This window comes from Chitinophaga sp. MM2321, from assembly GCF_964033635.1.
Taxonomy (GTDB): Bacteria; Bacteroidota; Bacteroidia; order Chitinophagales; family Chitinophagaceae; genus Chitinophaga.
Window position 1 is genome coordinate 329,873 of record NZ_OZ035533.1, and the last position, 20,230, is coordinate 350,102.

Genomic DNA, 20,230 nt, shown 5'->3' on the forward strand with positions numbered 1-20,230 from the left:
CTTTGCACAGTGATAAGATTTTTCCGTTCAGGCAATCCGCTTACGGTTTTGCTGTTGTTAATGTATACCCTGCTGGTTAAGTTTTACTACCTGTTGCATCCGGTTGCCTATATCGCAGATGGATCGGAAGGGTTGTTGTATGAGCTGCTTGTAAAATGGCTGCACGGGCTGGTGGGGGGGAGTCCTCTTTTTTTTACCAGCGTGGCCATTATCATCATATTCCTGCAAGCGTTGTTGTTTACAAAGGTCATTAACCATCACCGGTTATTTCCCAGGTCAACATATTTGCCGGCGATGTGCTTCCTGCTTTTTACCTCGATGTTGCAGAGCTGGAATGTATTTTCACCGGCGTTGCTGGTAAACCTGATCATGGTATGGGTTTTTTCCAGTATAACGGAGTTGTACACACGTACTTCAGCCCGGGATGTGGTATTTAATATTGGTTTTGCGCTGGGAGTCTGTGGGTTATTCTATTTCCCGGCTATTATCCTTTGCCTGTTGTTGCTGGTAAGTATGCTGATTATGCGTGCTTTCAGGCTGGCGGAGTGGATCATTGCCATCCTGGGATTAATTTGCCCGCTGTACCTGATGGGAACTTATTTGTTTTTAACGGGACAGATAACCTTGTTGCGTAAGATTCCGAATATCGGGCTGTCATTGCCCCGGATTACGGATTATAAGGTGTGGGGCGCCATGGTAGCTTGCGTGCTTTTCTTTGTCATTGGCTGGTTAGTGTTGCAGCGCCCATTGAAAAAAATGTTGATCCAGGGTCGTAAGATATGGGCGGTATTGATCATTTATGTATTGGTAGCAGTATTGGTTCCTTTCTTCAATGTGCATTTTTCTCCAGGTTATTGGGTGCTGGTCGTATTGCCTGTCTCCATTTTTGCGGGACATGTATTCTGGTCAGTCACTAATGACACATTTGCGAATATTATCCACTTCATTACGCTGGCATATGTAATCGTAATGCAATATTTTAGCTAAACCTTCATTTTAAGCGGTTGATTCCCAGTAATTTGTTAAATCAGGGTAAGTGGCAATGGAAAATTGCGAATGTAGAAGTAATTTTGTGCTTTCCTGGCGGGGTTGTTATTAGTGAATAATGTAATATGACGCACAGGGAAACGATACATTTAAAAATATTATTTACACATAAACACAAAACATTTTCAGATGAAATTTGGTGTTGTCACCTTTCCGGGTTCTAACTGTGATCATGACATGATTGATTCCCTGCGTAACGATCTGGGACAGGAAGTAATAGAGCTGTGGCATAAGGATAAGGACCTGAGCGCATTTAGCACAACAGATTGTATTGTATTACCGGGTGGATTTTCCTACGGTGATTACCTGCGTTGCGGCGCTATCGCCAGGTTCAGCCCTATGATGCAGAGTGTGATCGAGTTTGCCAACAAAGGAGGTCGTGTAATAGGCGTATGTAATGGTTTCCAGGTACTGTGCGAAGCCGGGCTGTTGCCGGGTGTATTGTTACAGAATCAGAACCAGCAGTTCATCTGCAAAAATATTTTCCTGAAAAGTGAAAATAGCGCCGCTTCTCTCACAAAGGATGTTACCGGCAGACCACTGATGATTCCTATTGCCCATGGCGAAGGACGTTACTATGCCGATGATACCACACTGGATCAACTGGAAAAGAATAAGCAGATCCTGTTTCGTTACTGTGATGAATTTGGCAACATTATTGACTCAGCTAACCATAACGGTGCCATCCGTAACATCGCTGGTATCTGTAACAAGGAAAGGAATGTTTTTGGAATGATGCCGCATCCTGAAAGGGCTACCAGCCGTAGTCTTGGTAATACCGACGGACAGCTCATTTTCCAGAGCCTGATCAATAATAACTAGGTAGAACCGACCAACCATATAAAAAGAAAAGCATGAAAAAGGTATTAACAGTATTGGCTTTATTTGCCTTGCCTATATTGGCGAGTGCGCAGATTGAGAATCCGGTAAAATGGAACTTTACTGCGAAAAAGGTGAATGCAACAACATACGAAGTGCACGCTACTGCAACAATAGATGCGGGTTGGCATTTATATGCACTGGAAGCGGGCGAAGGCCCGGTGTCCACCTCTTTTAAATTCTCCAAAAATCCGTTGGTAGCCACAGTGGGTAAAGTGGTGGAAGTAGGTAAAGTGCACAAATCTTTCGACAAAAACTTTAATTCAGAACTGAAATATTACGAAAACACCGTTGATTTTGTGCAGAAAGTTACCGTAAAAGGTAAAGCTGCCACAAAAGTGAAAGGTTCCGTGGAGTTTATGGTATGTGATGATCATCAGTGTTTACCACCGAAAGAACTGGAATTTGCCGTTAGTGTGGGAGGAAAATAATTTGCACCCGGTAATGAAAGATACGTTATTTGATAAACGAGTTCCTCTAAAAGGAACTCGTTGTCATTTATTATACGCTATATTATTTAAAGCCTATTGATTATATGAAGCATTTGCTTGCGTTGCTGATACCGGTTTTTGCCTTGTTTGCCTTTAGTGCAAACGCGCAGGAACAAAGCCCGAAGCCCGTGAAGTGGCAGTTTTCCGCAGAGAAAAAGAATAGCCAGGAATATGTGTTGCACGCAAAGGGTACCATAGAAAAAGACTGGCTGCTTTTTTCTACCACCATGGGAGATGATGATCCCAACACGCGGATCGTACTGGATAGTTCCGTTGCCGGAAATATTACAGGGATACAGGAAGCCGGAAAATTAAACAGCCGGAAAGAACCGCTGTTTGACAACCTTGAAATCAAATACTTTGAGCAGGAAGTAGAACTGCAGGCCACTGTAAAATTCAGTGGTGATGTACCTGCATCCGTAAAAGGTATGGTGAGCTATATGGCGCTGAAAGGTGATGAGGTAGCAGGACCGGAAGAAGAAGCTTTTAAATTCAATAAAGATGCAGGCGGCAACCTCGTAAGCGTAGATGCCGGTTTGCAGGAGTCTGCCGACAACGCGCAAACGCTGAAGCGTACAGCCATCGATCTGCAACATCCTGTGAAGGATTGTGGCGGTATCGGTCATGAAGGCAGTAGCAAAAAAAGCCTCTGGGGACTATTCATTTTAGGGGTGATAGGCGGTTTTATCGCATTATTCACACCCTGCGTTTTCCCGATGATCCCACTCACGGTTTCTTTCTTTACCAAAAAATCGCAGGATAAGAAAAAGGGTGTAATGAATGCCATGATCTATGGTTTTTTCATCTTCCTGATCTATGTGTTACTCAGCTTGCCGTTTCACTTCCTGGATTCACTGAATCCGGAAATACTAAATAATATATCTACCAATATCTGGCTGAACCTCATCTTCTTCGTTGTTTTCATTGTATTTGCCATTTCTTTCTTTGGCTATTTTGAAATATCGATGCCCAGTAGTCTTGCTAACAAGGTAGACGCTAAAACGGGTGTAGGCGGTTTGGTTGGTATTTTCTTCATGGCTTTAACTTTGGCGCTGGTATCCTTCTCCTGTACAGGTCCTATCCTGGGTTCTTTGCTGGCAGGTTCCTTATCTACGGATGGTGGTGCGATGCAGTTATCTGTAGGAATGGCGGGCTTCGGATTTGCGCTGGCATTGCCTTTCGCCTTATTTGCCTTATTCCCGGGATGGCTTAATTCATTGCCAAAATCCGGTGGCTGGCTCACTTCCGTAAAGGTGGTACTGGGTTTCCTGGAACTGGCCATGGCGATCAAATTCCTGTCAAACGCGGATCTGGTAAAACATTGGGGCATTCTGCCACGTGAAGTATTCTTTGCTATCTGGATCATTATCGGTATCTGTATTGTATTGTACCTGTTTGGTAAGATCCGCTTCCCGCATGATTCCCCAATCAAGAAACTGAGTACGGCGAGAATTGTGCTGGCATTGATTTTCCTGGCATTTACACTTTACCTGGTGCCGGGTGTTACCAATACAAAATATGCCAATCGTTCATTGATCAGCGGTTTCCCGCCACCATTGAGCTACAGCATTTATGGTGACGCCGCTGCAAAAGGTGTGGAAGCTGATGTAGTGAATGATTATGAGAAAGCACTGAAACTGGCGAAGGAACAGAACAAACCGATCCTGCTCGATTTTACCGGTTGGGCATGTGTTAATTGCCGTAAAATGGAGGAAAATGTATGGACTAAAGATGAAGTGAAAGTGCTGATAGAAGAGAACTATATCCTGGTATCATTGTATGTGGATGACCGCAAGGTATTACCGGAAGATGAACAGTTCCTGTTTACAACCAGCAATGGTCATAAGAAGAAAATAATAACGATTGGTGATAAGTTTGCGACCATGCAAACAGAAACATTTGCCAATAATTCCCAACCCTTTTATGCGTTGATCAGTCCTGATGAGCAACTGCTCACACGTCCTGTAGGGTATACACCGGATGCAAAAGTATATGCTGACTGGCTGAAATGTGGTCTGGAAGCGTTTAAGAACAAGCAATAACTGATTTGCATAAAAAGTAAAAAGCCCCGGAAGTTCAACTTCCGGGGCTTTTTTTATCGTATACGTTCGTAATTAAAATTCAAATTGCAGCAATGCGGCTGCGGAGATCTTCTCCTGTTTGCCATCGGCCAGGTTTTTTATGCTCACAAGATTCTCCTGTAGTTCTGATTCTCCCAGGATGATCACATAGGGGATGCCTCTTTTGTCGGCATACTTCATTTGTTTATCCATTTTGGCGCTTTCGTGGAACAGTTCAGCGGCGATCCCTTTTTCGCGAAGCTGCATCATGTAGCTGAAAGCGGTGCGGGCGCTGGCTTCCCCAAGATTCAGGAAAAGCACTTTAGTGGATTGCTGTGCCGCCTGCGGAAAGAGTTGCAGTTCTTCCAGCACATCATAGATGCGGTCTACACCAAAGGAGATCCCTACGCCGGAGATACCTTTCAGACCAAAAAGACCAGTGAGGTCATCGTATCTTCCGCCGCCTCCGATGCTGCCCATTTTCACGGTAGCAGGGGCTTTCACTTCCACGATCATACCGGTGTAGTAGTTGAGGCCACGTGCCAGTGTAACGTCTATAACAGGCGTTGTGTTGAAATTACCGTAGCCGGAATTGATAACGAAATCCAGTTCTTCTATACCTTTCAGCGCAGTGGGAGAGGATTGCAGCAGTTCTTTCAGTTGCACTAATTTTTCATCGCTGTTGCCGCTGATAGCCAGGAACTGTTCAATAGTAACGATGTCTGCTGCTGAGAGTCCGCGTTCCGTTAGTTCCTTGCGTACGCCTTCAGCGCCGATTTTATCCAGTTTATCGATGGCGATGGTGATATCGGTGAGCAGTTCGGATTTTCCGATCACTTCAGCCAGGCCACTTAATATTTTGCGGTTGTTGATGCGTAGTTCGTAGCCTTGTAAGCCCAGTTTTGTTAATACGGTATCATAGATCAGCAGCAGTTCCACTTCATTGAGGAGGGAGTTACTGCCTACCACGTCGGCATCACACTGATAGAATTCGCGGTAACGGCCTCTCTGCGGCTTATCTGCACGCCATACAGGCTGCATCTGATAGCGTTTGAAGGGTAGTGCCAGTTCGTGCTGATTCATCACTACATAGCGTGCAAACGGGATGGTGAGGTCATAGCGGAGGGCCTTTTCCGTGATGGCGGATACGAGTGTTTTGTTGTCTGTTGCTGCTTGTGCATCGTTGAATATGTCGCCATTGTTCAGCACTTTGAACATCAGTTTATCGCCTTCTTCGCCGTATTTACCGGTGAGGGTAGATAAATTTTCCATTGCAGGCGTTTCCAGCGGCTGGAAGCCAAATACCTCAAAGGTTTCACGGATGGTCTGGAATATATAGTTCCGTTTTCTTACTACCACCGGACCAAAATCACGGGTACCTTTAGGAATGCCGGGTTTTATCATCTCAAAAAAATATTAAAAGTTTTACTGCTTTTTATCTGCAATGCATTCGCATGCCTGGTAAATCAATTTGTAAACCGGGGCAAAGAGAGCGTCATCATACCAGGGGTCGGGCACCTCTTTTTCATCTTCCAAAAGAAAATGTACTTTGGCTTTATCTGCTTCATTACGGGCCTGTCGTACTACATCGTTATAGTTGCTGCGATCCATTACATAGATCTGGTCAAATGCGTCAAAGTCGGCGGGCCGGAACTGCCGGCCGCGCAGGCTGGAGATGTCCACGCCCTGTTTGCGGGCTTCTTTTACCGAGCGGTGATCCGGTGGGTCGCCCACGTGCCAGTTACCGGTGCCGGCAGAATCAATTTCCCAGTCCAGTCCTTTTGCTGCTGCCAGCTGCCGCATAATGCCTTCCGCCAGCGGGGAGCGACAAATATTACCCAGGCATACCATCAGTATCTTCATGCGTATAAAAATTGATTATCAGCCCGCAAACCTACAAGATATTATGGAAATCTTTGCCCATTTGCATCTTTATCGGGTAGTTTATCATCAAAAGTGCTGATAATACCAATATCTTACCTTACAATACACGATCTTATGTTAATTGTAATTCGCAGGCAATGATCAATTTTTAGATCAAAAAATTAAAACATGTTGAAAAAATGACCCAAATTGAAGCTGGCAGAGCAAATGGCATTGGTTTTGGCCCTGTTTTTTAACATTTTTCTAAAATTCTCAATACCAGATTAAAAAATATTTTTTTGTATAATTGTAACTCGCAACATGGAAATGCAGGAAGAACAAACAAACAGACGACTGGAAAACAAGTACAGGCCAATGGGTGAACTGATAAGAGGAATCTTCTTTATTCTCTTTGGTCTCTTCGCAATCTTTGCGGAAAAACTGGGTATGGGAGAGTTCCGTATATCCCCTCAGATGATGACAGCTTTGGGTGCAGTACTTGTGCTCTACGGTGTTTTCAGGGTATATAATGGTATCAGGAAGATTTTTTTTAACAGGAACTAAAGGGAGGTTGATATGTTTTTCAGTTTTACTAAAACGAATGCTGTATATTTATCAGCTGTGACTTTGCTAATGGCGGCTTGTGGTCCGAATCCCAATGCGAAGAAATTAGATACTTCATCGGAAGGCACCATTCACATCAGTGTGGACGAAACCTATAAACCGCTGATTGATTCAGAGATAAAAGTTTTCGAATCATTGTATCCTAAGGCACATATCATCCCTACCTATAAACCGGAGGCTGATTGTTTTAAAGATCTTTTAAATGATAGCGCACGTCTGGTAATAGTGACGCGCGATTTTAACCAGGAGGAACGTGATTATATCAAGAAGACAAAAATCACTCCGAACAGCCTTCTGCTGGCCTGGGATGCGCTTGCGCTGGTCGTGAACAACAGTAATCCGGACTCCATCCTTACGATGGACCAGGTACGGGCGATCATGGACGGCACTGACACGGAAAGAAAATGGCAGCTGGTGTTTGATAATGCCAACTCAAGCACGGTGCGCTATATTCGGGATTCCATCAATAAAGGTAAACCTTTGCCCACCACTACAATGGCGGCAAAAACTAATCCTGAAGTGATTGATTATGTATCCAAAAACAAAAACGCTATTGGTGTAATTGGTGTTAGCTGGATCTCTGATCCTGATGACTCATTGGCCATGGCTTTTACGAATAAGGTAAGAGTAGTAAAGTTAAGAGCAGACGGCGGATCAGAATTTGTAAGACCTTACCAGGCTTACATTGGTATTGGCTCATATCCATTAAAACGAGGTTTCTATTATTGCCTGAAAGAAACCCATCATGGCTTGGGCACAGGATTTGCAACTTTCCTCGGAAGTTATGAGGGGCAGCTGGTTATTAAGCAGGCCCGGTTATTTCCGGCGAGGTTGAATGTGGTATTCAGGGAAGCCAATCTTAAATAATAAAAAAACACAACTAAAACTAAAACCAGATTGCAAATGAACAGACGGAAAAGTTTACTCGTAGCTTTGCTGTGCGCCGCCTCAGGTAGCGTGATGGCTCAATCTGTGGAGGATGGATTGAAAGACCTGTATTATGGTAAGAATCTGTCCGCAAAACAGACTTTTGAGAAAGTGATTGCTGCGAAACCTACGGATGACAAAGCTTATTACTACATGGGGATAGCACAACTCGCACTGGAAGATAATGCCGGCGCTGCCGCTACTTTCCAGAAGGGTTTACAGACCGTTCCTACCTCTGCTTTATTACAGGCAGCTATGGGAAGGATTGACCTGATCAAAGGTGATGCTGCTGCTGCCAAAACAAAATTTGAAGCTGCCAGCACCGCTACTGAAGGCCGTGATGGTGACGTGGCACGTGCTATTGCTGATGCCAATACAGAAGTAAAAGGTGGCGATCGCGCTTATGCACTCACCGTGATGGAGAAACTCCTGAACAATGAAGGCCGTAAGAAAAAACAACAATACACTGCTACTGCAGCTGATTATATTGAGTTAGGCGATGCTTACCGCTACCTCGGTGGCGAAAATGGTGGTAAAGCTATTTCCACTTACGAAAAAGCACTCGAACTGGAACCAAATAACGCGGAAGCTGTGATGAAAGAAGGGCTGGTAAACTACAACGCCAGGCTGAAAGCTGAAGCGGTGGCTGACTGGACCAAGGCTACAAACCTGGACCCCAAATATGCACCTGCCTTCCACGAACTGTTCCTGTTTTACACCACACCTAAGAAAGACCAGTTGTCATGGGACAGAGCGGCTGATTACCTGGAAAAATACATGCAGGTAGCTGATCCGGCTGATAAACTGAAGAATGACTACTATTCTGCTTCTATCTCTTTCTTCAAGAAAGATTATGAAAATGCGATCACCAAAGGTAAAGCTGCTTTAGCAGGTGCTGATGAAGTTTATAAAGGCAAATTCAGCCGCCTGATAGGAGATGCATACCTGCAGAAAGGCGATTCACTGGGTGCTAAACAGGTGATGGATGAATATGTAAAAAGTGTTGGTGAAAGCAAACTGGAACCACTGGATTATAAATTGCTGAGTGAAATCTATGGCCGCGTTGTAGTGGCAGATTCCGCACAGGCAGCTATTAACGATTCCCTGGCTTCTATGTACCTGGAGAATTATGCTACTTCAGATACGACCAAAGATGCAGACACTTACCGTCTCGTAGCAGAATCTTTCAAGAAACTGCGTGACTACAAACGTTCTGCTGAATGGTATACCAAACTGGTGAACGATTTTGATGATAAAGCCAATACCGGCAAGATCCAGGATTATTTCTGGAAAGGTACCATGGAACTCTATGCACGTGATTACGATGCTGCTGATTCCACTTTTGGTTCTTTCGTAGCCAAATACCCTGAACAGGAAGCTTTTGGATTATATTGGAGAGGTCGTGCTAACATGGCGAAAGATTCTGACGCCAAATTAGGTCTCGCTGTTCCTTATTTCGAAAAGTTCTTTGAAGCAGGCGGTGCTGAAAAAATGAAACCTACCCAGTTAATGTACCCTTACCAGTACATGATGATCTATTTCTATAACAAGGAAGATAAAGCGAATCTGCAGACTTATATTGATAAAGTACTGTCTATAGATCCGAATAATGCTACTGTTAAGCAGATCAAGGAAAACCAGGATTCTACCAAGGCGGCGCCCGTGAGTGCTCCTAAGCCGAAACCCGGACAAAACAAGAAATAATCAATTGACTTTTGTTCAATAAAGTAAAACCCCCTGTACTTCAGGGGGTTTTTTAGTTCCCGTTTGGCAAAAAAAGATAATATTTTAAATCCTAATAGATTTGATATTTGGTTTACTTGCAGTATTTTTGCGCATTCGGACAATGTTTTTATCGGGAAGCTTATGTATACAGATACTGTATTTTTGTCAGCAACGACTACTCCTTTTAGCTATTTCCCTATAGTATTGCAATTAATTGCTGCTTTAGGTTTCGTGGGGATCACCATGCTAGCCACTCACTTTATGGGTCCCAAGCGTAAAACAAGCGATAAGCTGATTAATTTTGAAAGTGGGATTGAGCAGAAAGGTAATGCCAGACAGCCCGTGGCAATCAAATATTTCCTGACTGCCATCCTTTTTGTGTTGTTTGACGTGGAAGTGATCTTTTTTTACCCATACGCTGTTAACTTTAAAGATTTGGGTTGGGAAGGTTTTATGGCTATGCTGATGTTTGTGGGCTTCTTTTTGTGTGGATTTATCTACATAACGAAGAAAGGAGCACTGAAGTGGGAAGACTAATCTTAAACTTTAAATCTTAATCAAATGGCTCGTCCGGTTCAATATAATAATAAGGTGAAGATGGTGGAAATCCCTGAGGGATATTCCGGTGAAGGATTTTATGCCACCTCTTTTGATAAAGTGATAGGTTTGGCACGTAAAAATTCCATCTGGCCTTTGCCGTTTGCGACATCCTGCTGCGGTATTGAGTTTATGGCTACTATGGCGGCTACCTATGATATGGCACGTTTTGGCGCGGAACGTATGGCTTTTACGCCCCGCCAGTGTGACTTGCTCATGGTGATGGGTACTATTTCCAAGAAAATGGGCCCTATTGTACGCCAGGTATACCTGCAGATGGCTGAACCCCGCTGGGTAATGGCAGTAGGCGCCTGCGCCAGCAGTGGTGGTATCTTTGATACTTATTCCGTATTACAGGGTATCGACCAGGTAATACCGGTAGATGTATATGTGCCGGGATGCCCTCCCAGACCTGAAGGCATCATAGACGGCTTCATGAAGGTGCAGGACCTGGTAGGACAGGAAAGCCTCCGCCGCCGTAATTCAGACAGGTACAGAGAGCTGATGGAGTCCTACGGTATCAAATAGATAGTGAGTGTGAATGGTAAATCGTAACAAGTAAATTTCAAATTGTTAATGTCTTTAACAAACGAACGCATACAGCAACGCCTGACAGAGAAGTTTGGAGATGTGCTGACCGGTTTTGAAGAGCCGTTTGGGATGCTTACCCTGACTGCACAGAAAGATTATAACCTGAAAGTAATGCAATTCCTGTTTGACGACGAGGAGTTGCGTTTTCGTTTTCTGACAGATATCACTGCTGTGCATTATCCGGAAAGAAAAGACGAAGAACTGGCGGTAGTTTATCACCTGCACAACCTGCAGGATAATGTTAGGCTGCGCCTGAAAGTATACGCACCCGTTGCAGCACCACAGGTATTTACAGCCACTATGCTGTATGCATCTGCCAACTGGATGGAACGTGAAACATATGACTTTTACGGGATTGACTTTGTAGGTCATCCTAACCTGATTCGTATCCTGAACGTGGACGAAATGGATTATTTCCCCATGAGAAAGGAATTCCCGCTGGAAGACGCTATGCGTATAGACAAAGACGACGAGATGTTTGGTCGGGGCGGAAACATTTAATTCAACTTAGGATATGTTAGAGCAGAAACAACATATAAAGCTGCCGGAAGGCTCCATAGAAAAGACTACGACCACACTGAACCTGGGTCCTACCCACCCGGCTACACACGGCGTATTTCAGAATATACTGGAAATAGATGGTGAAAGGATTGTCAGTGCTGTATCTACCGTAGGGTATATTCACCGTGCATTTGAAAAGATCGCGGAACGCCGTCCTTATTACCAGGTTACACCACTTACAGACCGCCTTAATTACTGTTCGGCCCCTATCAATAATATCGGCTGGATACTCACCGTAGAGAAGCTGCTGGGCATTGAAATGCCTAAGCGGGTGGATTATCTGCGCGTGATCATCATGGAACTGGCGCGTATTGCAGATCACCTGATCTGTAGTTCGGTAATGGGGGTGGATACCGGTGCGTTAACAGGTTTCGTATACCTGATGACCTACCGTGAACTCATCTACGAAATTTACGAGGAAGTATGCGGCTCCCGTCTTACGACGAACATATGCCGTATCGGCGGTTTTGAAAGGAATTTCACACCGGCTGCCTTCCAGAAAATAGAACGTTTCCTGGCAGAATATCCTGCTGTACTGAGAGAATTTGAAACCCTCCTTACCCGCAACCGTATCTTTATGGAACGTACGCAGGGTGTAGGTGGTATCAGTGCGGAAAGGGCGCTCAGTTACGGCTTTACAGGTCCTAACCTGCGTGCTGCCGGCGTTGATTACGATGTACGTATAGCGAGTCCGTACTGCTCTTACGAGGACTTTGATTTCGCTGTTCCGGTAGGTACTACCGGCGATAGCTACGACCGTTACCAGGTGCGCAACGCAGAAATGTGGGAAAGTCTCAGCATTATCCGTCAGGCGATGGATAAGTTGAAAGACCTGCCCGATGATGTGTATCATGCAGATGTACCTGCCTATTATCTTCCGGATAAAGAGGATGTATATACGAAAATGGAAGCACTGATCTATCACTTTAAAATTGTGATGGGTGAGATAGAAATATTACCGGGAGAAATATACAATGCGGTGGAAGGCGCCAACGGTGAATTGGGTTTTTACCTGATCAGCGATGGTGGTAGGAGCCCTTACAGGCTGCACTTCCGTCGTCCCTGTTTTATCTACTATCAGGCCTATGCCGAGCTGTCACAGGGATCTATGTTGAGTGATGCTATTGTGTGCATGAGTAGTCTGAACCTGATTGCAGGTGAGCTGGATGCGTAAAAGCATACACGAATTTTTGAAGATTAAAGCTGATTAAAATAATGGCTGTGGTTCAATTTTCTGAAGAGAAACTGAATAAAGTAAAAGAGATCATTGCACGCTATCCGGAAGGAAGGCAGAAAAGTGCTTTGATACCGGTGTTGCATCTGGCGCAGGAAGCATTTGATGGATGGTTGAGTGCGGAAACGATGGACTATGTTGCTTCTTTGCTGCAACTGCAGCCGATTGAAGTGTATGAAGTGGCAACTTTCTACAGCATGTTCAACCTGAAGCCTGTTGGCAAATACCTGTTTGAGGTATGTCAGACCGGCCCATGCATGGTGAATGGTTCCGACCAGATCATTGACTATATAAAGAGCAAGCTGGGTATCGGCGTAGGTGAAACTACCCCCGATGGCTTATTCACCCTTAAAACGGTAGAATGTCTCGGCGCCTGCGGATACGCACCCATGATGCAGTTAGGCAAGCATTTCCGTGAACACCTGACACCTGCAAAGGTGGATGAGATCATCGCGGAATGCAAGGCTAAAGCAAATTGATACGGGTATACGCAAGGCATAAAAGATATATCACACAAATCTGTTGATGGTGCGTGGTTAACCAATCACCATTAAACCATAAGGAAGAAAATGGGACGCAAATTACTGTTAGACAAAGCACATATAGAAGGTATCCGGTATTATGATACTTACCGGAGTAATGGCGGTTATGCGGCAGCGGAGAAGGCGCTGAAAAGCATAGGCCCCGAAGGCGTACTGGAAGAAGTGAAGAAGAGCGGCCTGAGAGGTCGTGGTGGTGCAGGTTTTCCTACCGGCCTGAAATGGAGCTTCATCGCAAAACCGGAAGGTGTGCCCCGTTATCTCGTTTGCAATGCGGATGAATCAGAACCCGGTACGTTTAAAGACCGCTACCTGATGGAATTTATTCCGCACCTGCTGATAGAAGGCCTGATCATCTCCAGCTTTGCATTGGGTGCTAACAGTGCGTATATCTATATCCGTGGTGAATATGCCTGGATTCCTGATATCCTGGAACAGGCCATCGCAGAAGCAAAGAACAAAGGCTGGCTTGGTAAAAATATTATGGGTACCGGCTTTGACCTCGAAATATATGTACAGCGCGGCGCCGGCGCTTATATCTGCGGAGAAGAAACTGCCCTGATAGAATCGCTGGAAGGCAAACGCGGCAATCCCCGTATCAAGCCGCCATTCCCGGCTGTGAAAGGATTATGGCAATGCCCTACCGTAGTAAACAACGTAGAAACCCTCGCTGCTGTGGTGCCTATCATCAACATCGGCGGCGACGAATATATTAAATACGGCACCGGCAAATCTACCGGTACCAAACTGATCTCGGCCTGCGGGAATATCAATAAACCCGGTGTTTATGAGATCGAAATGAACATCTCTGTAGAAGAATTTATTTATTCAGACGAATATTGCGGCGGTATCAAAAATGGTAAACGGCTGAAAGCCTGTATCCCTGGCGGATCTTCTGTACCAGTGCTACCGGCTAACCTGCTGTTGAAAACTGCCAAAGGAGAAACCCGCATGATGACCTACGAAAGCCTCAACGATGGTGGTTTTGCCACCGGTTCCATGTTGGGTTCCGGCGGATTTATTGTGATGGATGAAGACCAGTGTATTGTTCGTAATACGCTTACTTTTGCCCGCTTCTACCACCACGAAAGCTGCGGACAGTGCAGCCCTTGCCGGGAAGGTACCGGCTGGATGAAGAAAGTACTGAACAATATTGAGTATGGTAAAGGGAAAATGAGTGATATAGACCTGTTGTGGGATATTCAACGGAAGATAGAAGGCAACACCATCTGCCCGCTCGGCGACGCCGCCGCATGGCCGGTAGCTGCTGCTATCCGTCATTTCCGGGATGAATTTGAATGGCATGTGAAAAACCCGGATGAAGCGATCACCCGCAACTTTGGCCTGGCACATTATGCTGACCCGCTGCCGGTACCGGAAGCCGCAGCTATATAACGGTCATACATATACTGAACAAGGAATCAATATATAAATAAACGTTGCTCCCTGAAAAGAGCAAAAAAGATATTAAGATGGCGGAGGAAAAGAAATTATTTAAGGTTAAGATCGATAACATCTCCGTAGAGGTCGAACCTGGTACTACTATACTGAATGCGGCCCGGAAGATTGGTGGGGACATTGTGCCGCCGGCTATGTGCTACTATTCCAAGTTGCAGGGTAGCGGTGGTAAATGCCGTACCTGCCTGGTAAAAGTATCCAAAGGCTCCGAAGCTGATCCACGTCCCATGCCTAAACTGGTGGCCAGCTGCCGTACTACCGTGATGGATGGTATGGAAGTAGCCAACATCACTTCTCCGGAAGTACAGGAGGCCCGTAAGGGTGTAGTGGAATTCCTGCTGCTGAATCATCCGCTGGACTGCCCCGTATGCGACCAGGCCGGCGAATGCCACCTCCAGGATCTGAGCTACGAACACGGTGCAGACAGCACCCGCTATGAATTTAAACGCCGAACTTTTGAAAAAATCGATATAGGAGATAAGATCAAATTGCACATGACGCGCTGCATCCTTTGCTACCGTTGTGTGTACACCGCTGATCAGCTCACCAATAAACGTGAACACGGTATACTGGGCCGCGGAGACGCTTCCGAAATCAGTACCTACATTCAGCAATCACTCGACAACGACTTTATCGGTAATGTTATTGATGTTTGTCCCGTAGGCGCCCTGACAGACCAGACCTTCCGTTTCAAAAACAGGGTATGGTTCCTCAAACCAATGGATGCACACCGCGACTGTGAGAACGAAAAATGCTGCGGTAAAACAGTGGTGTGGATGCGGGGTAATGAAGTATTCCGCGTAACTGCCCGCAAGGATCAATATGGTGAAGTGGAAGATTTTATCTGTGATACCTGCCGCTTTGATAAAAAAGAAGCGAAAGACTGGATCATTGAAGGCCCACGCAAAATTAGCCGTCACAGTGTTATTTCTCAGGGACATTATGTGAATACCGTAACGCCGAAAGATGCGCTGGTGGAAGTAATGAGTGGAAGACAGCCTAAACTGCTGTTCGACATTCACTCCACAAGTGAAGTAAACAGACCCGATATAGATTTGTCAAAGATCGATGGTCCGGCTCACTCGGATGACTTTAATCACAGTAATTCGTAATTCGTAATTCGTAATTGGAAATGACGTTATTAAGCATAGACTGGTTGTTCATTATTGAAAAAGTACTGTTGATATCAGTAGTATTGGTGCTGTCGCTGGTAGTGGCCATGTATTCTACCTGGGGAGAAAGAAAGGTGGCGGCCTGGATCCAGGATCGTTTGGGTCCCAACCGTGCAGGCCCCATAGGTTTGTTGCAGCCGCTGGCAGATGGTGGTAAGCTCTTCTTCAAAGAAGAAATTATTCCGACCAACTCTAACGGTTTCCTCTTTATCCTCGGGCCTTCTATTGCCATGCTGGTGGCTTGTATGACCAGTGCCGTTATTCCCTGGGGTGATACCCTCACCATTGGTGGCCGCACCGTTTCCCTGCAGGTCGCAGATGTAAACATCGGCATCCTGTTCATCTTTGCGGTAGTGAGTATGGGCGTGTATGGTATTATGATAGGCGGCTGGGCTTCCAACAATAAATATTCCCTGCTGGCTTCTGTACGCGCGGCTTCCCAGATCATCTCTTACGAATTGCCGATGGGGCTTGCCCTGATCGCATTGCTGATGCTCACAGGTACCCTGAGTCTGAAAGAAATCGTGGAACAGCAACGCCATAGCTTGTGGAACGTCGTGTATCAGCCACTGGGCTTCTTTATCTTCCTGGTTTGTGCTTTTGCAGAATGTAACCGGGCGCCTTTTGATCTGCCGGAGGCAGAAAATGAATTAAATGGTGGTTATCACCTGGAATATTCTTCCATGAAACTGGGCTTTTTCCTTTTTGCAGAATATATCAATATGTTCATCAGTTCCGCACTGATTGCTACCATGTACTTCGGCGGCTATGCCTTCCCGTTTATGGACAGTCTGGGATTGAGTCCGAACATGCTGACAATACTGGGTTTCCTGGCGTTGTTTATTAAAACACTCTTGTTTATATTCTTCTTTATGTGGGTGCGTTGGACCGTTCCGAGATTCCGTTATGATCAGCTGATGCGTTTGGGTTGGAAGATCCTGATTCCTTTGGCGCTGGCCAATATGCTGATTACCGGAGCAGTGGTACTGATGCGTCAACACTAATTAATTGTTTACCTGATACACACTGAAAAGTGTGGTCTATATAAAGCATTTACTATGCAAGCATTAACAAACAGGGCGAAAGCAGTAGATCGAAGACCGATGAGCTTCATGGAGAAACTATATATTCCTGCTATTGCAAAAGGAATGTTGGTGACTATAAAGCACCTTTTTCAACGTAAGGCAACCATTAGTTTCCCTGAGCAAAAACGTGATTTCAGCCCGGTGTTCCGTGGGTTACATGTATTGAACCGGGATGAAGAAGGACGTGAAAGATGTACTGCCTGCGGATTGTGTGCCGTAGCATGTCCGGCGGAAGCGATTACGATGGAAGCGGCAGAAAGAAAGCCGGGAGAAGAAAATCTGTATAGAGAAGAGAAGTATGCAGCGAAGTATGAGATTAATATGCTGCGTTGCATTTTCTGTGGATTTTGTGAAGAGGCTTGTCCCAAAGATGCGATTTACATGTCTGAAACCTTTGCTCCATCTAACTATCAGCGTAAAGGGTTTATTTATGGAAAAGATGATTTACTGATTCCTGATCCGAAAGAGCAGGGTAAATAATATTATTCACAGCGCACATTAGCTAAAAAATACAATAGTCAAACATAGCAGAGATGGGAATGAGTATACAACAAATAATTTTCATGGTGCTTTCGTTCATCGCCCTGGTATCGGCGTTGGGCGTGGTGTTGAGCAAGAATCCCGTGACGAGTGTATTGTGCCTGATCGTAACCTTCTTTACCATAGCAGGGCATTATATTATGCTGAATGCCCAGTTCCTGGCTGTGGTGCATATCATCGTATATGCGGGCGCCATCATGGTATTGTTCCTTTATGTGATGATGTTGATGAACATGAATGCTGACCTGGAACCACAAAAGCGTAACTGGTTGAAATATGCCGGCGCTATCAGTGGCGGTGCATTGCTGGTGGTATTGGTAGCCGCCCTGCGTGATGCGAGTATGCCGGCATTAGGACCTGAAGCGACAGATGTAGGACTGATCAAAAATCTGGGTCAAACATTATTCAAACAATATGTAGTACCATTTGAGGTGAGCAGTATCCTGTTTCTCAGTGCAATGGTAGGTGCAGTTGTTATTGGTAAAAAAGATTAAGACGGGGTTCGGTATAAAATCTCAAAATCAAAAAATCTCAAAATTATTATGCCTGTTCAATATTACATATTCCTGAGTATCGCCTTGTTCTGCATAGGTGTGATGGGTGTGCTGATGCGTCGTAATGCGATCATCATATTTATGTGCATAGAGCTGATGCTGAATGCGGTAAACCTGCTGATGGTGGCATTTTCCAAGATGTGGGCTGATGCCGGGAGAGTAGATGCAGGGTCGGCACAATTGTTTGTATTCTTCATTATGGTGGTAGCAGCTGCAGAAGTAGCAGTGGGGCTGGCAATTATTACAATGGTCTACAGAAATACACACTCCGTAGATATAAATATTCTTAACAGGCTGAAGAATTAATAGTTCTTTCTTCTTAATTATTAATTGTTTCGACGTCGTAAATAGAATTGATAAATGATTAATCTAGTTTGGCTGGTACCATTTTTACCGTTATTGGGTTTCCTGATAAATGGATTGGGGCGCAGATTTTTGTCCAAGTCCCTGGTAGGATTTATTGGAAGCGGCACCGTGTTGGCTTCCTTCGTGGTAAGCGTATTGATATTTTTGCAGGTAAAAGAACCTGGATTTCAGGCACAGGTAGTACACCTGTTTGATTTCATTTCTGTAGGCACCCTACACATTCCCTTTGCATTTCAGATAGATCAGCTCAGTGTTTTATTTCTCCTGGTAATCACCGGCGTAGGTACACTGATCCATATTTACTCCACCTCTTATATGCATGATGAAAGCGATGAGAGTTTTGCGAGATATTTCGCTTATCTCAATCTCTTCATTTTTTCCATGCTCATCCTGGTGTTAGGCGCCAACTATGTAATGATGTTCATTGGATGGGAAGGGGTAGGATTATGTTCTTATCTGCTTATTGGTTTCTGGTTTAAAAATAACAGTTATAATAACGCGGCTAAAAAAGCATTCGTGATGAACCGGATCGGCGATCTTGGTTTCCTGATCGGGATCTTCTTTATGATCCTGCAATTCGGCACGGTTACTTTTCCGGAAGTATTTGCCAAAGCAGCGCCGCTGGGTATCAACAATCCAACGATTATAGCCATAGCGATCCTGCTGTTTGTAGGTGCGATGGGTAAATCTGCACAGATTCCTTTATATACCTGGCTGCCTGATGCGATGGCGGGTCCTACGCCGGTATCTGCACTGATCCACGCGGCTACGATGGTTACCGCTGGTATCTATATGATTGCCCGCAGTAACGTGCTTTATACGCTGGCGCCCCATATCCAGACGCTGATTGCGATCATTGGTCTGGCTACTGCGTTGTTTGCGGCTTCTATTGCACTGAAACAAAATGATATCAAGAAAGTGCTGGCTTACTCTACGGTGAGCCAGTTGGGTTATATGTTCCTCGCCCTGGGTGTAGGTGCTTACTCTGCCGCCGTGTTTCACGTCATGACGCACGCTTTCTTCAAAGCTTTATTGTTCCTCGGTTCCGGTTCTGTTATTCATGCCATGGGTGGCGAACAGGATATCCGTAAGATGGGTGGCCTGAAAAAGTTCATGCCTTCCACGCACTGGACATTCCTGGTAGGATGCCTGGCTATTGCCGGTATTCCGGGGTTCTCCGGCTTCTTTTCCAAAGATGAAATACTGGCGCATGCTTACGCCAACAACCCTGTACTGTATGTACTGGGACTGCTGGGCGCACTGATGACCGCCTTTTACATGTTCCGTTTATACTACATTACTTTTTCCGGTAAATTCCGTGGTACCCATGAACAGGAACATCATCTGCATGAAAGTCCTGCTACGATGACCATTCCTTTGATCATCCTGGCTGTATTATCCATCTTTGGTGGTTATATTGGTTTACCCGAAGTATTTGGTGTGAAGAATGCGCTGGCAGAATACCTGTCACCGATCTTTGCGCCGTCTGCTCCTTTTGTATTGGAACATCACCTGTCACACACAACAGAATGGTTACTGATGGGTGTGAGTAGTGTGCTGGTGATTGTATTCATATTGCTGGCGCGTCAGAAATTTGCCGCTTATGAAGAGAAGGGTCAGGAGAATACCGGTCTGGCAAAAGTGCTCGAAAACAAATGGTATATAGATGAACTGTATGATGCAATCATTGTAAAACCACTGCAGGAGCTTTCCCGCTTCTTCCGTGATACCGTTGAAAAAGCAGGGATAGACCGGCTTGTAAATGGAGTAGGGCGCAGTGTACAATGGGGCAGCCAGCAGATCCGCCTTGTGCAGAATGGGCAGGTAGGATTTTACATCTTTGCCATGGTGATCGGTATGATCTTATTATTTGTGATCGGATTCTTATTATAAACCAATAGCGGAAGTTACAAGCGC

General features: G+C 45.1%; 21 protein-coding genes. 19 read left to right on the forward strand and 2 right to left on the reverse strand.

Annotated elements, in window-relative coordinates; all coding sequences use genetic code 11:
- Window positions 1–9 precede the first annotated feature (9 nt).
- The 4 genes from ABQ275_RS01235 to ABQ275_RS01250 all read left to right on the forward strand — a co-directional run bounded on the left by ABQ275_RS01235 (window position 10) and on the right by ABQ275_RS01250 (window position 4,459).
- Entirely contained in the window at window positions 10–987 is a 978-nt protein-coding gene (locus tag ABQ275_RS01235; RefSeq protein WP_349316442.1) for a hypothetical protein, read from the forward strand.
- Window positions 988–1,176: 189 nt separating this feature from the next.
- Window positions 1,177–1,869: a phosphoribosylformylglycinamidine synthase subunit PurQ gene (gene purQ / locus ABQ275_RS01240; RefSeq protein WP_349316443.1), complete on the forward strand. Its 693-nt coding sequence runs from the start codon at window positions 1,177–1,179 to the stop codon at window positions 1,867–1,869.
- A 32-nt stretch (window positions 1,870–1,901) separates the two neighbouring features.
- The gene (locus ABQ275_RS01245; RefSeq protein ID WP_349316444.1) at window positions 1,902–2,357 is read left to right on the forward strand and encodes a protein-disulfide reductase DsbD domain-containing protein; all 456 of its coding nucleotides are present in this window, start codon (window positions 1,902–1,904) and stop codon (window positions 2,355–2,357) included.
- Between the two features lie 104 nt (window positions 2,358–2,461).
- Entirely contained in the window at window positions 2,462–4,459 is a 1,998-nt protein-coding gene (locus ABQ275_RS01250; protein WP_349316445.1) for a cytochrome c biogenesis protein CcdA, read from the forward strand.
- Between the two features lie 72 nt (window positions 4,460–4,531).
- Here ABQ275_RS01250 and hisS read toward each other — a convergent pair whose 3' ends face one another.
- Both hisS and ABQ275_RS01260 read right to left on the reverse strand, forming a co-directional pair.
- A complete protein-coding gene (gene hisS, locus ABQ275_RS01255; protein ID WP_349316446.1) occupies window positions 4,532–5,881 on the reverse strand; it encodes a histidine--tRNA ligase in 1,350 nt (449 codons plus the stop codon).
- Between the two features lie 21 nt (window positions 5,882–5,902).
- Window positions 5,903–6,340: a low molecular weight protein-tyrosine-phosphatase gene (locus tag ABQ275_RS01260; RefSeq protein ID WP_349316447.1), complete on the reverse strand. Its 438-nt coding sequence runs from the start codon at window positions 6,338–6,340 to the stop codon at window positions 5,903–5,905.
- 321 nt (window positions 6,341–6,661) lie between these two features.
- Here ABQ275_RS01260 and ABQ275_RS01265 point away from each other — a divergent pair, with 321 nt between their 5' ends.
- The 15 genes from ABQ275_RS01265 (at window position 6,662) to nuoL (ending at window position 20,206) form a co-directional block, all read left to right on the forward strand.
- The gene (locus ABQ275_RS01265; protein WP_349316448.1) at window positions 6,662–6,904 is read left to right on the forward strand and encodes a hypothetical protein; all 243 of its coding nucleotides are present in this window, start codon (window positions 6,662–6,664) and stop codon (window positions 6,902–6,904) included.
- 57 nt (window positions 6,905–6,961) lie between these two features.
- Entirely contained in the window at window positions 6,962–7,831 is an 870-nt protein-coding gene (locus ABQ275_RS01270) for a substrate-binding domain-containing protein (RefSeq protein ID WP_349316449.1), read from the forward strand.
- A gap of 36 nt (window positions 7,832–7,867) precedes the next feature.
- The gene (locus ABQ275_RS01275) at window positions 7,868–9,595 is read left to right on the forward strand and encodes a hypothetical protein (RefSeq protein WP_349316450.1); all 1,728 of its coding nucleotides are present in this window, start codon (window positions 7,868–7,870) and stop codon (window positions 9,593–9,595) included.
- Between the two features lie 63 nt (window positions 9,596–9,658).
- Window positions 9,659–10,153: an NADH-quinone oxidoreductase subunit A gene (locus ABQ275_RS01280; RefSeq protein WP_349316451.1), complete on the forward strand. Its 495-nt coding sequence runs from the start codon at window positions 9,659–9,661 to the stop codon at window positions 10,151–10,153.
- Window positions 10,154–10,177: 24 nt separating this feature from the next.
- Window positions 10,178–10,741 carry an NADH-quinone oxidoreductase subunit B gene (locus tag ABQ275_RS01285; protein WP_349316452.1) on the forward strand — a complete coding sequence of 188 codons (564 nt, stop codon included), beginning with the start codon at window positions 10,178–10,180 and terminating at the stop codon, window positions 10,739–10,741.
- 48 nt (window positions 10,742–10,789) lie between these two features.
- Window positions 10,790–11,305 carry an NADH-quinone oxidoreductase subunit C gene (locus ABQ275_RS01290; protein ID WP_349316453.1) on the forward strand — a complete coding sequence of 172 codons (516 nt, stop codon included), beginning with the start codon at window positions 10,790–10,792 and terminating at the stop codon, window positions 11,303–11,305.
- 13 nt (window positions 11,306–11,318) lie between these two features.
- Entirely contained in the window at window positions 11,319–12,539 is a 1,221-nt protein-coding gene (locus ABQ275_RS01295) for an NADH-quinone oxidoreductase subunit D (RefSeq protein WP_349316454.1), read from the forward strand.
- Window positions 12,540–12,580: 41 nt separating this feature from the next.
- Window positions 12,581–13,078, forward strand: coding sequence for an NAD(P)H-dependent oxidoreductase subunit E (locus ABQ275_RS01300; RefSeq protein WP_349316455.1), 498 nt, complete (start codon window positions 12,581–12,583; stop codon window positions 13,076–13,078).
- 90 nt (window positions 13,079–13,168) lie between these two features.
- Entirely contained in the window at window positions 13,169–14,533 is a 1,365-nt protein-coding gene (gene nuoF / locus ABQ275_RS01305) for an NADH-quinone oxidoreductase subunit NuoF (protein ID WP_349316456.1), read from the forward strand.
- A 77-nt stretch (window positions 14,534–14,610) separates the two neighbouring features.
- Window positions 14,611–15,708 carry a 2Fe-2S iron-sulfur cluster-binding protein gene (locus ABQ275_RS01310; RefSeq protein WP_349316457.1) on the forward strand — a complete coding sequence of 366 codons (1,098 nt, stop codon included), beginning with the start codon at window positions 14,611–14,613 and terminating at the stop codon, window positions 15,706–15,708.
- Between the two features lie 20 nt (window positions 15,709–15,728).
- Window positions 15,729–16,772, forward strand: coding sequence for an NADH-quinone oxidoreductase subunit NuoH (gene nuoH, locus ABQ275_RS01315; protein ID WP_349316458.1), 1,044 nt, complete (start codon window positions 15,729–15,731; stop codon window positions 16,770–16,772).
- Between the two features lie 54 nt (window positions 16,773–16,826).
- Entirely contained in the window at window positions 16,827–17,333 is a 507-nt protein-coding gene (nuoI, locus tag ABQ275_RS01320) for an NADH-quinone oxidoreductase subunit NuoI (RefSeq protein ID WP_349316459.1), read from the forward strand.
- 59 nt (window positions 17,334–17,392) lie between these two features.
- On the forward strand, window positions 17,393–17,887 hold the full coding sequence (locus ABQ275_RS01325; RefSeq protein ID WP_349316460.1) for an NADH-quinone oxidoreductase subunit J: 495 nt from the start codon (window positions 17,393–17,395) through the stop codon (window positions 17,885–17,887).
- 48 nt (window positions 17,888–17,935) lie between these two features.
- Window positions 17,936–18,253 carry an NADH-quinone oxidoreductase subunit NuoK gene (nuoK, locus tag ABQ275_RS01330; protein WP_106527262.1) on the forward strand — a complete coding sequence of 106 codons (318 nt, stop codon included), beginning with the start codon at window positions 17,936–17,938 and terminating at the stop codon, window positions 18,251–18,253.
- 54 nt (window positions 18,254–18,307) lie between these two features.
- A complete protein-coding gene (gene nuoL, locus ABQ275_RS01335; protein ID WP_349316461.1) occupies window positions 18,308–20,206 on the forward strand; it encodes an NADH-quinone oxidoreductase subunit L in 1,899 nt (632 codons plus the stop codon).
- Window positions 20,207–20,230 lie beyond the last annotated feature (24 nt).